This window comes from Luteimonas sp. TWI382 (genome assembly GCF_039674545.1).
GTDB lineage: Bacteria > Pseudomonadota > Gammaproteobacteria > Xanthomonadales > Xanthomonadaceae > Luteimonas.
Genome location: NZ_JBDJNS010000002.1, coordinates 116,009 through 129,562, shown reverse-complemented (window position 1 = coordinate 129,562; position 13,554 = coordinate 116,009). Strand labels below are relative to the sequence as shown.

Annotated in this window: 13 protein-coding genes; 8 read left to right on the top strand and 5 right to left on the bottom strand. The window is 69.0% G+C overall.

Going from position 1 to position 13,554, the window contains the following annotated elements; translation table 11 throughout:
- Positions 1–226: 226 nt before the first annotated feature.
- Both ABE505_RS01960 and ABE505_RS01955 read right to left on the bottom strand, forming a co-directional pair.
- On the bottom strand, positions 227–652 hold the full coding sequence (locus ABE505_RS01960; protein ID WP_346441745.1) for a hypothetical protein: 426 nt from the start codon (positions 650–652) through the stop codon (positions 227–229).
- Between the two features lie 72 nt (positions 653–724).
- Positions 725–1,033 (bottom strand): excalibur calcium-binding domain-containing protein, encoded by a 309-nt coding sequence (locus ABE505_RS01955; RefSeq protein WP_346441744.1) that lies wholly within the window; start codon positions 1,031–1,033, stop codon positions 725–727.
- A gap of 297 nt (positions 1,034–1,330) precedes the next feature.
- On the opposite strand from ABE505_RS01955, the gene rocF reads away from it, so the two are divergent.
- From rocF to ABE505_RS01925, 6 genes are all read left to right on the top strand, one after another.
- On the top strand, positions 1,331–2,254 hold the full coding sequence (gene rocF, locus ABE505_RS01950; RefSeq protein ID WP_346441743.1) for an arginase: 924 nt from the start codon (positions 1,331–1,333) through the stop codon (positions 2,252–2,254).
- Between the two features lie 151 nt (positions 2,255–2,405).
- Positions 2,406–2,564 carry an entericidin A/B family lipoprotein gene (locus tag ABE505_RS01945; RefSeq protein WP_346441742.1) on the top strand — a complete coding sequence of 53 codons (159 nt, stop codon included), beginning with the start codon at positions 2,406–2,408 and terminating at the stop codon, positions 2,562–2,564.
- A gap of 255 nt (positions 2,565–2,819) precedes the next feature.
- The gene (locus tag ABE505_RS01940) at positions 2,820–3,020 is read left to right on the top strand and encodes a CsbD family protein (RefSeq protein ID WP_183427715.1); all 201 of its coding nucleotides are present in this window, start codon (positions 2,820–2,822) and stop codon (positions 3,018–3,020) included.
- Between the two features lie 179 nt (positions 3,021–3,199).
- Positions 3,200–4,519 (top strand): tryptophan--tRNA ligase, encoded by a 1,320-nt coding sequence (locus ABE505_RS01935; RefSeq protein ID WP_346441741.1) that lies wholly within the window; start codon positions 3,200–3,202, stop codon positions 4,517–4,519.
- Entirely contained in the window at positions 4,516–4,827 is a 312-nt protein-coding gene (locus tag ABE505_RS01930; RefSeq protein WP_346441740.1) for a hypothetical protein, read from the top strand. Before ABE505_RS01935 ends, ABE505_RS01930 begins: the two co-directional genes overlap by 4 nt.
- An 89-nt stretch (positions 4,828–4,916) precedes the next feature.
- Positions 4,917–5,852, top strand: coding sequence for an MBL fold metallo-hydrolase (locus tag ABE505_RS01925; protein WP_346441739.1), 936 nt, complete (start codon positions 4,917–4,919; stop codon positions 5,850–5,852).
- Between the two features lie 60 nt (positions 5,853–5,912).
- Here ABE505_RS01925 and ABE505_RS01920 read toward each other — a convergent pair whose 3' ends face one another.
- The 3 genes from ABE505_RS01920 to ABE505_RS01910 form a co-directional block, all read right to left on the bottom strand.
- Positions 5,913–6,335, bottom strand: coding sequence for a hypothetical protein (locus tag ABE505_RS01920; protein ID WP_346441738.1), 423 nt, complete (start codon positions 6,333–6,335; stop codon positions 5,913–5,915).
- 214 nt (positions 6,336–6,549) lie between these two features.
- Positions 6,550–7,212, bottom strand: a complete 663-nt coding sequence (locus ABE505_RS01915) for an energy-coupling factor ABC transporter permease (RefSeq protein WP_346441737.1) — start codon at positions 7,210–7,212, stop codon at positions 6,550–6,552.
- Positions 7,213–7,227: 15 nt separating this feature from the next.
- Positions 7,228–8,103 (bottom strand): tryptophan 2,3-dioxygenase family protein, encoded by an 876-nt coding sequence (locus tag ABE505_RS01910; RefSeq protein WP_346441736.1) that lies wholly within the window; start codon positions 8,101–8,103, stop codon positions 7,228–7,230.
- 162 nt (positions 8,104–8,265) lie between these two features.
- Between ABE505_RS01910 and ABE505_RS01905 the strand changes: the two genes are divergently transcribed.
- A complete protein-coding gene (locus tag ABE505_RS01905; RefSeq protein ID WP_346441735.1) occupies positions 8,266–11,820 on the top strand; it encodes a pre-peptidase C-terminal domain-containing protein in 3,555 nt (1,184 codons plus the stop codon).
- 145 nt (positions 11,821–11,965) lie between these two features.
- Positions 11,966–13,546, top strand: coding sequence for an AbgT family transporter (locus ABE505_RS01900; protein ID WP_346441734.1), 1,581 nt, complete (start codon positions 11,966–11,968; stop codon positions 13,544–13,546).
- Positions 13,547–13,554: the final 8 nt, after the last annotated feature.

Genomic DNA, 13,554 nt, shown 5'->3' with positions numbered 1-13,554 from the left:
CGCAAGAAAAGTGTCGTCTCGTGGAACAAGGTCTTGGGTGTGACGAAGGCCAAGCGCGACTTCGCGCGAATGACTGGCATCCCCACCACCAGGTCCGGCCGGCAAGCGAAGCTCGGTCGTGCCATGGGCTGCAGCGTGGTTCTGGCAGCTGGCGCCGGCGTCGTATTGGTGCTGGTCGCAGGCGCTTGGGTGGCATTTCCGAGCGCTCTTGCGTAGCGCGTCCGCGTCAATCTGGCAGCTTTGCGATCGCCCAGCCTGCGGCCAACTCGAATGCGGCTTGCGGATCCGAGACGCGGGCGAACCCCTCGCCGCTGGTGACCTCGAACATGCCGTCCTCCAGCAGTCGCACGCTCGATAGCACGCGCGACGACTCCGGCCCGATCCTGTAGGCCTCCCACCGAGACCGATCGACGTGCTCGCCGCGCAGCGGATTCCGCCAGCCGCGGTCGTTGAGGAATGAATCGCCGAGCGACGGCATGTTGGCCAGGCCAGCAGGTGGGATCACGTGCGGCTCGCGAGAGCGCAGGAGGGCGGCTTTGGCGGCTGATCTGTAAGGCATGCCGGGCATCATCCCGGCCGTGGTCGCATGGGCTGCGACCCGCGCGACGCTGGCGCGGTGCTCCCCGTCAGTTCTCAACTGCTCTTCGCGCACTCGGCGTTGCTGAAAGGCGCGCACAGCGTAGGTCGGTGGCGCGGCAGAACAGGGTGTGGACGGCCGTATTGGCTACTCGCAACCGACGCCGTCCCCATCCCGGTCCAAGTGCGGGCCATAGCCTGGCTCTCCGCGCCTGACCGGTGCTGCGCGTGCTTGCCGGGCCTCGGTGCAGTTGCGATACGACCATCCGGTGGCAGGCTCGACGGTTGACGGAGCGAGCCGCTGTGGTGCCGGTGCCGGCGCCGATGGCGACCTGTGGCAGTGATAGTCGCCGGTCTTCCGGTTGTTGTGGCAGCCCTCTGCGTTGAGGCCACCCGGATGCGCTTGTACCGTTGCCGCTGCGGCAAACAGGAGGGCCAGTCCCGCGCGTTTGTGCATGATCTGTCCTTCTGATCGGGTGGGGCAGGTTCGGAGCATGGCAGGCCCGGCTGCTAGACTGCACGTGTTGCTGGTCGCGTGCCTGTGGAACGTTCGGGAACGCTTCCTGTTTTGCTCGAAGCTTTAAACCAGTTCAGTCGGTTGCCCGGGTTTCGGACCTGGCGACCGGCACCATCCAGACGCCGTTTCCGCGACCCGCGCCGCCCAGGCGCCTCCCCATGGCCGCACGGTGTCGATCCGTCGTCCGCGCGGCCTCGCCCGCCGCGGCCTGCGTCCGTCAGTTGCCCAGGAGAAGCCATGCAGCACGCGTACCCGCCGGTCTCGATCTTCGGTGTGCCCACGGATGTGGGCGCAGGACGTCGCGGCGCCTCGATGGGGCCAGAAGGCCTGCGCGTGGCCGGTCTGGCCGAGGCCTTGCTCGCACGGGGGATCGATGTCGTCGACCTGGGCGACCTCAAGGGGCCCCGGAATCCGTGGCAGGGCCCGCAGGGCGGCTACCGGCATCTGGATGAGGTGGTCGCCTGGAACCGGGCGGTGCTCGAGGCCTCGTCGGCGGAACTCGCGCGCGGGCGCATGCCGATCATGCTCGGCGGCGACCACTGTCTGGCGATCGGTTCGATCGCGGCGGTCGCGCGCCATTGTCAGGCTGTCGGCAAGACGCTGCGCGTGCTGTGGCTCGATGCGCACACCGATTTCAACACCTCGCAGATCACCCCGTCGGGCAATGTGCACGGGATGCCGGTGGCCTGCCTGTGCGGCATCGGGCCCGATGTATTGACTGGGCTGGGCGGCGAGACGCCCGCCACACGCGTCGACCAGTTCCGCCAGATCGGCATCCGCTCGGTCGATCCGGACGAGAAGCGCCTGGTCAAGGCGCATGGCCTGGACATCTACGACATGCGCTACATCGACGAGGTCGGCATGCGGCGCGTGGTCGAGCAGGCGCTCGAGGGCGTCGACGCCGACACCCATCTGCATGTGAGCTTCGACGTCGACGTGCTCGACCCGACCATCGCGCCTGGCACCGGCACCCCGGTCCCGGGCGGCATCAACTATCGCGAGGCGCAGTTGTTGATGGAGATGATCGCCGATACCGGGCGGCTGGGATCGCTGGACGTGGTGGAGGTCAACACCGCGCTCGATCATGGCAATGCGACCGCCGAACTGGCGGTGGACCTGGTCGAAAGCCTGTTCGGCAAGTCGACCCTGATGCGGGACTGAGGGCGCAGGTCCCCCCGACGTATCGAGACGATGAATGGGGAGATGCGGCTCGCGGCCAGGTGCACGCGGCATTCACACCGCGGGCTCCTATAGTCCGCCCAACGGTTGCGGCGTCACGCAATCGCCCGCCAAGAATCCCTGGAGAATCCCGATGAAGCGTTTGACTGCCCTTCTGCTGCTCGCTCTGTTCACCGCCGGCACGTTGAGTGCCTGCAACACTGTCCGCGGCGCCGGCCAGGATGTCCAGAAGGTGGGCGAGAAGATGGAAGACGGTGCGAACGACACGGGCGCCACCACGCGCCGTCCCTGATCGCGCTGCTTCGCGTTGACCCCGAAAAAGCCGGCGAAAGCCGGCTTTTTCTTGTGCGGCCTTGGGACCGTCGCGCGGTGGTGCCACACCTGATTGTCAGTGCAGCCCGAGTGCGCAGCAGCGATGTGAAGGCCGGCATCATGGTCTCTTGACCGGCAGTTGATGCGCGCTGCGAGAGGATGACGACAGCCCGCTGCGACGGCGCATCGCACCGCACCGGCGGCAGGCCTCTGATTCCCAGAAGGAAGAAAGACCATGAACAAAGACATCATTTCCGGCAAGTGGACGCAGCTCAAGGGCAAGGCCCAGGCCAAGTGGGGTGACCTGACCGACGACGTGTTCGACGTGGCGGCCGGAGACAGCAAGTACCTGGCCGGCAAGCTGCAGGAGAAGTACGGCTGGGAACGCGACCGCGCCGAAAAGGAAGTGCGCGAGTTCGAGAAGACCCTCGACTGACGCGCTTGGCCGGCATCCGATGCCGTACGAGGCGGGCCGGGCGACCGGCCCGTCTTCGTATGACCCTCGGAGCTCGATGACTGGTGCAGCCTCCGCAACCACGCTCGCCGCCCGGCGCACGCCGCGATCGACCGTAGTCGAACAGGTAGACTGGGACTCCCTGGTCTGTCGCTGCTGTCATGTCACAACGTCCCCTGCGCGTCCTCACTGGCATCAAGCCCTCTGGCACGCCGCATGTCGGCAACTACGTCGGCGCCGTGCGCCCCGCGGTCGCCGCCAGCAAGGCGCCGGGCACCGAGAGTTTCTATTTCCTCGCCGACCTCCACAGCCTGGTCAACACGCAGGACCCGGCCCGGGTACAGCGCTCGACGCTGGAAGTCTCGGCGACGTGGCTGGCCGCCGGTCTGGACCCGGCGAAGGTCTGGTTCTACCGCCAGAGCGACGTGCCCGAAACCACCGAACTGATGTGGTTGCTGACCTGCGTGGCAGGCAAGGGCTTGCTCAACCGGGCACATGCCTACAAGGCTGCCGTGGACCGGAATCGGGCCCAGGCGCTGGATGAGGACGCATCGGTGACCGCCGGGCTCTATCTTTATCCAGTGCTGATGGCCGCCGACATCCTGATCTTCAACGCCCACCGCGTGCCGGTGGGGCGCGACCAGATCCAGCACATCGAGATGGCGCGCGATTTCGCGCAGCGCTTCAACCATCTGTACGGGCGCGAGTGGTTCACGTTGCCCGAGGCGGTGATCGACGACGACGTCGCCACGCTGCCCGGCCTGGATGGCCGCAAGATGAGCAAAAGCTACGACAACACCATTCCGCTGTTCGCGCCGCCTGCGCAGCTCAAGAAGTTGGTGTTCTCGATTCTCACCGACTCCCGTGCGCCGGGCGAGCCGAAGGACACCGAAGGCTCGGCGCTGTTCCAGCTCTACCAGGCGTTCGCCACGCCCGAGCAGACGGCCGCCTTCGCACAGGCCTTCGCCGATGGCATCGGCTGGGGTGAGGCCAAGCAACAGGCGCTCGATGTGATGGAGCGCGAGATCGCGCCGATGCGGGAGCGCTACGAGGCGCTGATCGCGCGGCCGTCGGATATCGAGGACATCCTGCGCGATGGCGGGCGCCGGCTGCGCGAGCGCTATGCCACGCCGCTGCTGGCACAACTGCGCGATGCGGTCGGGCTGCGCGATCTGGGCCGCGTGGCGGTGCCGGCCACCGCCGGGGCCGCCGCGATCCGCAACGAGCCGCCACAGTTCAAGCAGTACCGTGAGGACGATGGCCGGTTCTATTTCAAGCTCGTGGACGGCGATCGGGTGCTGCTGCAGAGCCACGGCTTCGACGCGCCGCGCGAGGCGGGGCAGACCATCGCGCGCTTGCGTCGCGGTGAGTTGGCACCGGCGCAGGCGCCGGCCGCGCTTGGCGAGGGCGTTGCGCTGGCCGACGTGCAGGCTGCGCTGGATGCAATCGCTGCGGCGGAGGTGGAGAAGGCGGCATCATGAACCCGCTCGTCGAGTTCAACCTGACACTGCTGTTGTTCCTGCCGTGGTTCGCGATCCTCGGCGTGCTGTTCTGGGTCTACCCCCGGCGTCCGCGTGGCGTGCGGCGCGTGCTCTACGATCTGGCCAGCCTGGCGGTGTCGGTCGCCGCCTTCATGGTCTCGATCTACTGGGCGCAGACGAGCGCCGATCCGGTGCATGGCCACATGTGGCAGCAGATCCTGGCGACCGCGGTCGGCTACGGGGTGTTCCTGGCGGTGCTCGGCGCCGCGTTCGTGCTGCGCTTGGCGATCCTGCGGCCGCGCGACTGAGGCCAGACCCGGCCACGCCTACGACCAAAGGCCCATGCGCGTCTTCCAACGCACGGCCTAGACTGCCGGCAGCGACCTGGAGCGATGCGATGCGCGACGACAGCGGCGGAATCACGATCATCGACACCGGCTACGTGCGGCCGGCGTTATGCGCCGCCTATCTGGTGCGCAGTGAAGGGCGCGCCGCGCTGATCGACTGCGGGACCGCGACCTGCGCGCCGCGCGTGCTCGCCGCGATCGATGCGGCTGGGGTCGATCGCGCATCGGTCGACTGGGTCATGGTCACGCACGTGCATCTCGACCACGCCGGCGGCGCCGGGCCGTTGATGCGCGCGCTGCCCAGCGCGCGACTCGTCGTGCATCCGCGCGGCGCGCCGCACATGATCGATCCGACGCGGCTGATTGCCGGTGCGAAGGCGGTGTACGGCGAGGCGGACTTCGCGCGCGACCATGCCGGCATGCTGCCGGTGCCCGAGTCGCGCGTGGTGATCGCCGACGACGGCCATGTCGTCGATCTGGCGGGCAGGGCGCTGGTCTGCGTCGACACGCCCGGCCACGCGCGCCACCACTACAGCGTCTGGGACGCAGCCACCCGCAGTTGGTTCGCCGGCGACACCTTCGGCATTTCCTATCGCGAGCTCGACACCGACGCGGGGGCCTTCATCGTGCCGACGACCTCGCCGGTGCAGTTCGATCCGCAGCAGATGCATGCCTCCATCGATCGGCTGCTGGCGCGCGCGCCGGTTTCGATCCGGATCGCGCACTACGGCGAGGTGACCGAGTGCGTGCGGCTCGCCAGCGACCTGCATACGGTGATCGACGCGATGGTCGCCATCGCGCAGGCGGCCGATGGGCGCGACGACCGCCAGGATGTGATCGTCGACGGCCTGGTCCGGCTCTATACCGAGCGGGCCGTGGCCCACGGCATCGCCGACGCACCGGCACGCGTGCGCGAGGTGCTCGGCGGCGACATCGCCCTCAACGCGCAGGGCTTGTGCGCCTGGCTCGATCGCATGGCGCGCTGACCGTGCGCGCCGATATCGCCCCCACCGGCATCGACGATGTAGGCGGAGGCGACAGGTGGGTCAGCCCAGCGGCGGCTGGCCCAGATCGGCCAAAAGCTGGTTCTGCACCTTGAGGGCATTGGCGCGCGGCAGCTTGGCCATCACGCCCGGGTAGGACAGCGCGAGGTCGCCCTTGAGCAGCAGGCCGTCGACGTGCACGTAGCTGCGGGTGGTGTAACGGTTGCCGTCGCGCTCGACGTCCAGGCGCATCGGCGCGGTCAGGACGTTGATGCCCTTCTGGTAGACGCGGCGGCGGCCGTCGTCGCTGCGCAGCTTGTAGCCGTTGGCCGCGGCCCAGGCGTCGACCCGGCCCAGTACGTCGCCTTCGGCCGTGAACTCGCGCACGTCCCATGGGTGGTTCGCGCTCTTGGCCTTGTGGGCCATGAAGTTGATCAGGCCGAAGCCCATCAGCCCGCCTGCGATCGTCGCGGTCAACATCGCCATCGTTGCGATTCCTGTTCATGATGAATGGGGAGCGCACTTTAGTGTGCGCCATGTGAAGGCGGTGCTGGGGGCGCCCCCAGATGACGCGCGCACGCCGCCGTGCCATGCCGTGGGCTGCCCAAGAGGCGGGCAGAGCGGTGGACCGTGGCCGTGATCCGGGCCCGTCGGGCGATCCGGCGCTGCCTCGAGCAGAGGTGCGCGGCCGCCGGTCCGGTTACATGGGCGCCTGCGGCCAGAGGTAGGCGCGGTCGTCGAAACTCACGCACCAGTGTGGCCGGTAGACCACGATCAGGGCCATGACCGTTCCGGAGAAGAACGCCTCGGCAAACATCAGCAGCGGCGTCGCAGTCAGGTAGGCATCGACCGTGCGGCCGCCGAGCCAGGCCGTCAAGGCGGCCTTGGCAAGCATCGAGGCCGCCATCGCCAGAGCGGCGGCCGCAAAGGCGTTGAGCATCACGTAGACGACGATGTTGCGCGGCGCCCAGCGCCGTGCCGCGCGTGAGGCCAGGGCGGTGACGGCGACCGGTAGCGCGCCGGTGACCAGGAAGTCGGCCGCCCAGCCCTGCCACGCCGCGCCCAGCAGCACGCCGGTCAGGCTGACGGCGGCCATCGACCAACAGGCGACACCGGCGCCGAACAGCAAGGTTGCGATGGTTGCGCCCAGGAAGTGGAGCATCACGCCCTGCAGCGCGGCCGTGTTGAACCAGCGCATCGCCGCCAGCGCGAGGGTCGCGGCCAGCAGCACGCGCAGCGTGTCGGGCGTGGCCGTGCGGATGTGCGTGCGCAACGCGCCGACCTGGCGCAGCAGCACCGCGATCGAGGCGGTCCAGGCCAGGGCCTGGAGCCACAGCGGCAGCGCATTGCCGGAAAGGGCCATCGGACCTGCCGGCGCCTAGTCGGGCACCGCCGGCGTCGGCTGGCCAAGGTGAGTGCGGACCTCGAACAGCTCGGGGAAGAAGCTCAGCTCCAGCGCCTGGCGCAGGAAGCCCACGCCGCTCGAGCCGCCGGTGCCGCGCTTGAAGCCGATGATCCGCATCACCGTGCGCATGTGGCGGAAGCGCCACGACTGGAACTGGCTCTCCAGGTCGACCAGGTCCTCGCACAGCGAATACTCGCGCCACCAGCGATCGGTGTCCTCGTATATCGTGCGCAGCACCGGCACCAGGTCTGCATCGAACACGTGTGGCTGCGCCCAGTCGCGCGCGACGTGCGCCGCTGCGACCGGATGCCCCCAGCGTGCGAGATAGCGCAGGAACTCGTCGTACAGGCCTGGCTGCTCCAGCACCGCGCGCAAGCCGGCCTGGCCGTCGGGGTCGTGCGCGAACACCTCCAGCATCGCGGCGTTCTTGTTGCCGAGCAGGAACTCGACCGTGCGGTACTGCAGCGACTGGAATCCGGACGAGGGGCCCAGCACATCGCGGAACTCCATGTACTCGGCCGGCGTCATCGTCTCGAGCACCGACCATTGTTCGGTCAGCTGCCGCAGCACCTGCTTGCAGCGCGCCAGCACCTTGCGGCAGCGCCAGACTTCGTCGCGGCGCAGGTGTGCGATGGCCGCCGACAGCTCGTGGATCATCAGTTTCAGCCACAGCTCCGAGACCTGGTGCTGCACGACAAACAGCATCTCGTCATGGTGTGGCGGATCGGACAGCGGCTGCTGGGCGGCGAGCAGCAGGTCCAGGCGCAGGTAGCCGCCATAGGTCAAGCGCCCGGACAGGTCGCGGTGGATGCTGTCCTCGAGCGGACGCTGGTTGCGGTCGATGGTCATCCGCACAGCGTAGCGCAGGACGTGGTGCTGCCTGCGCCCGGCGACCGGTGCCCGTGACCCGGGTCGTCGGCAATTGCCGCACAGCGTCATGCAAACGACATCGGCCCCGTCCACACTCCGTCCAGGGGCGCCTTCGCCCGGGGATGCCAGGGGAACCGACGCATGAACGAGACCGTCCGCCGGCTGTTGCCGGCGCTGTTGCTGTCCTGCGCAGCCACGGGCGCGCAGGCCCAGGTAGTGGTCAGCCAGATCTACGGTGGAGGCGGTAACGCTGGCGCCCCGTACCAGGCCGACTACGTCGAGCTGTTCAACGCCGGCGACCAGCCCGCCTCGCTCGCCGGCAAGTCGGTGCAGTACGCGAGTGCGACCGGCAACGGCCATTTCGGCGCCGGTGCCAACCAGATCGTGGTGCTGCCAAGCGTCGACATCCCCGCTGGCGGCTACTTCCTCGTCGCACTGGCGGGCGGCGCGAACGGCGACCCACTGCCGGCGCCCGATGCGAGCGGCACGATCAATATGTCGGGCAGCGCGGGCAAGGTGGTGCTGGCCGACACCGCAGCCGGGCTGGGCTGCAACGGCGGCAGCACGCCCTGCACCCCGGCGCAGCAGGCGCTGATCCTCGACCTGGTCGGCTTCGGCGGCGCCAATTTCTTCGAGGGCACCGGGCCGGCCCCGGCGCTGGGCAATGCGCTGGCCGCCGTGCGTGCCGGCGGCGGTTGCACCGACAGCGACGACAACGCCGCCGACTTCTCCGCCGCCGCACCGGCGCCGCGCAACGCCGCCTCGGTGCCGAATGTCTGCGGCGGAGGCGGGGCGCTGTACCTGAGCATCGGCGATAGCCGCGGCGCCGAGGGCGACAGCGGCACGACGCCGTTCTTCTTCACCGTCAGCCTCAATCAGCCGGCGGGACCGGATGGGGTGCGCTTCGCGTATGCGACCACCGATGGCAGCGCGACCGTGGCCGACCAGGACTACATCGCCAAGTCCGGGACAGGCAGCTTCGCGCCCGGCCAGCGCGAGCTGACGATTCACGTCGATGTGGTCGGCGACGAGCGCGTCGAGCCCGACGAGGATTTCCACGTGGACCTGGCCGATGTCGAGGGCGCGCTCGTCGCCAAGACGCGCGGGACTGGGCTGATCGTCAACGATGACGTGTTGACGCTGCCGATCCACCACATCCAAGGGCCGGGTGCCCGCTCGCCGGTCGAGAACCAGCCGGTCGCCACGACCGGTATCGTCACCGGCCGCAAGAACAACGGCTTCTTCATCCAGACGCCCGACGGCGAGGACGATGGCGACCCGATGACCTCGGAAGGCGTGTTCGTGTTCACTGGCAGCGTGCCGCCCGCCGATGCCGCGGTCGGCAACAAGGTGCTGGTGCAGGGCACGGTCATCGAATACGTGCCGGCCGCCGACCCGCGCCAACTCCCGCTGACCGAGATCACCGATGCCTCGGTCGTGGCGCTGTCCAGCGGCCATGCGCTGCCGGCGCCGGTCGTGCTGACCGTCGAACTGCCGCATGCCGACGGCGGTCTCGACCAGCTCGAGCCGCTGGAGGGCATGCGCGTGACCGCGCCGAGCTTCACCGTCGTGGCGCCGACCGGCGGCAACATCGACGAGCGCGCCGCGAGCGCGACCGGCAACGGTCGCTTCGCGGTCGTGGTGACCGGGACCCCGCGCCCGTTCCGCGAGCCGGGCATCCAAGTGCCCGATCCCGACCCCTTGGGCAGTAGCGCGCCGGCGATCCCGCGCTGGGACTTCAATCCCGAGACGATCGTCGTCAACAGCGCCACGATCGGTGCGCCGTCGGCCGACCTTGCGGCCGGCTGCCGGATCGTCGGCGGCTCGCTGACCGGCCCGCTCGATTACACGTTCCGGCGCTACACGATCTATCCCGAGGGCGCGCTCGACACCGACTGCAGTGGGGCCGGCGAGGTGCGTCCGGCGGCGCTGCCGGGCCCCGACCATGTGAGTCTGGCGACCTACAACCTGCAGCGCTTCTTCGACACCGTCAACGACGGCAACAGCGGCCCGACGCTGACCGCTGCGGCGCTGGAACGGCGGCTGGCCAAGGCGTCGGTCGGCATCCGCGCCTTCCTGCATGTGCCCGATGTCGTCGGCGTGACCGAGGTCGAGAACCTCGGCGTGCTGCAGAGGCTGGCCGCGCGCATCAATGCCGATGCCATGGCCGCGGGCCAGCCCGATCCGGGCTACGTCGCCTATCTGCAGGAGGGCTTCGACGTCGGTGGCATCGATGTTGGCTTCCTGGTGCGGGCCGGCGCGGTCGCGCCGGGCATCGCGCGGATCGAAGTGCGCTCGGTCGTGCAGCAGGGCGCCGAGGCGGTGCTGGCGAACCCCAACGGCTCGACCAGCGTGCTCAACGATCGGCCGCCGCTGGTGCTCGATGCGGTGGCGCATTTCGCCGACGGTCGCCGGTTCCCGTTCACCGCGATCGTCGTCCATCAGCGCTCACTCAGCGGCATCGAGGCCGACGACGGCGGCAGCAATGGCTGGATCAGCGGTGGCGCGCGGGTGCGTGCCAAGCGTCAGCGCCAGGCCGAATTCCTGGCCACGCTGATCGACGACATGCAGCGGGCCGATGCGGGTCGGCACATTGTCGTGCTCGGCGATTTCAATGCTTTCGAGTTCAACGACGGCTACGTCGATGCGATGGGCACGACGACGGGTCTGCCGTCCCCGGATGCGCAGACCGCGGTCGATGGCGATGGGGCGGTGCTGGTGGCGCCGTCGCTGCTGAACATGACGCTGGAGGCGGGCGACGAGGCGCGCTACTCCTTCGTCTTCGACTACCAGGCGCAGTCGCTCGACCATGTGCTGGTGAACCAGGCGGTCGTCGATTCGCCGCTGGTCGCCGGCCTCGATATCAGCCATGCGCGCATCAACGCCGACTTTCCCGAGGTCGCGCGTAACGATGCGACCACGCCGACCCGGCTGTCGGATCACGACCCCACGGTGCTGCTGCTGCGGCTGCAGCCGGCGGCGCTGGCCGACCTCGGCATCGAGGCCGAGGCGGCGAATGCCGACGTCTTCGAGGGTGCGCCCCTGGCGTTCTCGGCCGTGCTGCGCAACGCCGGCCCTGATCCCGCGCAGTTCCCCGGCTTCGGTGCGGTCATCGATGCCGAACTCGCGGACCTCGTGGTCACCGCGCCGGCGGGTTGGGACTGCGAGGCGCCGGTCGTCGGTGGCGGCACGACGACACTGTCGTGCAATCACGATGCGCTCGCGGTTGCGGGCGAAGCGGCATTCGCGCTGTCCGCGACCGCGCCGGCCTCGGCCATCGGCCGGACGCTGGTGCTGACCGTCGCTGCGACCTCGCAGACCCACGATCCGGACGAGGGCGACAACAGTGCCCGCGCATCGGTCGCGGTACTCGCCGATCCGGCGCTGCCGTTGACCGATGGCGTGCCGGTCCAGGGTCTCTCGGGCGCGGCGGGCGCGTCGCGGTTGTTCCGCATCGATGTGCCCGAAGGCGCGCGTTCCCTGCGCGTGCTGACGTCGGGCGGTAGCGGCGATGTGTCGTTGTACGCGTCGCATGCCGCAGTTCCGACGCCGGACGACTTCGACCTGCGCTCGCGCCGGCCGGGCAACAACGAACTGATCCAGGTGATGGCGCCGGCCGCGGGCCGTTGGTACCTGCGCGTGGCCGGCGAGCGCGCGTTCGAGCGGGTCAGCGTGCGCGCCAGCATCGTGCGCTGACGGCACCGCGTCATGCAGGCGTCCGGCCGGTGCGATGGCCGGGCGCCGGGAAACGGGCGCCGGTGGACGCAGGCGGCCCGACGCCGTGGGGCTGCGACGTGCTGCTAGGATGCGCGATCGCACGCTTTGCAGGGGATTCCATCGCATGAGCCAGCCTACGTCCGATACCGGTGCACCGCGCGGCACCGTCGCCCGTCTTCTCGACGCGATCGAACGCACCGGCAACCGGCTGCCGGATCCGGCCATGCTGTTTCTGCTGTTGATGCTCGCGGTGTGGGGGTTGTCGTGGGCGTTGTCGGGCGTGGACTTCGCCGCGATCGATCCGCGCAGCGGCACGCCGATCCAAATCGTCAACCAGCTCTCGGGCGAGTCGCTGACCGCGTTCATGGCCAACATGGTGCGGGTGTTCCTGGGCTTCGCGCCATTGGGCGTGGTGCTGGTCGCGATGCTGGGGCTGGGCGTGGCCGAACACACCGGCTTCATCAATGCGGCACTGCGCAGCGTGCTGTCGGTGACGCCGAAGATGCTGCTGACGCCGGCGCTGGTCGCGGTCGCGGTGCTGAGCCACGTCGCGGTCGATGCCGGCTACGTGCTGGTGATCCCGCTGGGCGGGGTGATCTTCTACGCCGCCGGGCGCCATCCGCTCGCCGGAATCGCCGCCGCATTCTGTGGCGTGTCGGGTGGATTCTCGGCGACGCTGCTGGTGCCCTCGTCGCTGGATCCGCTGCTGGCCGGTTTCACCCAGGAAGCGGGCCGCATCCTCGACCAGGCGTTGACGATCAACCCGCTCAACAACTGGATCTTCACCACTGCCTCGAGTCTGCTGATCATCGCGATCGGCTGGTTCGTCACCGACCGCATCGTCGAACCGCGACTGGCGCGCACGGTCGTGGACGGCGACCCGGCCAACCTGCCGAAGATGGACCCGCTGCGCGCGGCCGAGAAGCGTGGCCTGATCTGGGCCGTGGTCGCGATGCTCGTCGCGTGCCTGGTGTTCGCGCTGACGCTGATGCCCGAGGCCTCGCCGTGGCGCGCGCCGGCAGAGGCCGTGCCCGAGGGCAGCCATCCGCTGTTGGTCGCGGCCGCGCCGGTGATGCAGTCGATCGTCGCGTTGATCTTCGTGCTGTTCCTGCTGCCGGGCGTGGTCTACGGCGCCGTCGCCGGCACGGTCCGCTCGCACCGCGATGTCATCGCGGCGATGACCAAGTCGATGAGCGGCATGGGCTACTACATCGTCATCGCGTTCTTCATCGCGCAGTTCCTGGCCGCGTTCAATGGCTCGGGGCTGGGTACGTTGATGGCGGTGGAGGGCGCGGACTTTCTCAAGGCGCTCGGGTTGCCGATGTGGTTGACGATTCTGGGCCTGATCCTGATGACCGGTGTGGTCAACCTGTTCATCGGTTCGGCCTCGGCCAAATGGGCCTTGCTGGCGCCGATCATGGTGCCGCTGATGATGCAGCTTGGCGTGTCGCCGGACCTGACCCAGGCCGCGTACCGCGTCGGCGACTCGATGACGACGATCCTGACCCCGTTGATGCCGTATTTCCCGCTGATCGTGGTGTTCTGCCAGCGCTACGTGACCGCGGCCGGCATCGGCACGCTGGTGTCGATCATGATTCCGTATTCGATCGCCCTGTCGGTGCTGTGGACGTCGCTCCTGCTGGCGTTCTGGGCGTTGGACATCCCGCTGGGGTTGGGCGCGAGCTACATCTATCCGGCTGGCTGAACAGGGGG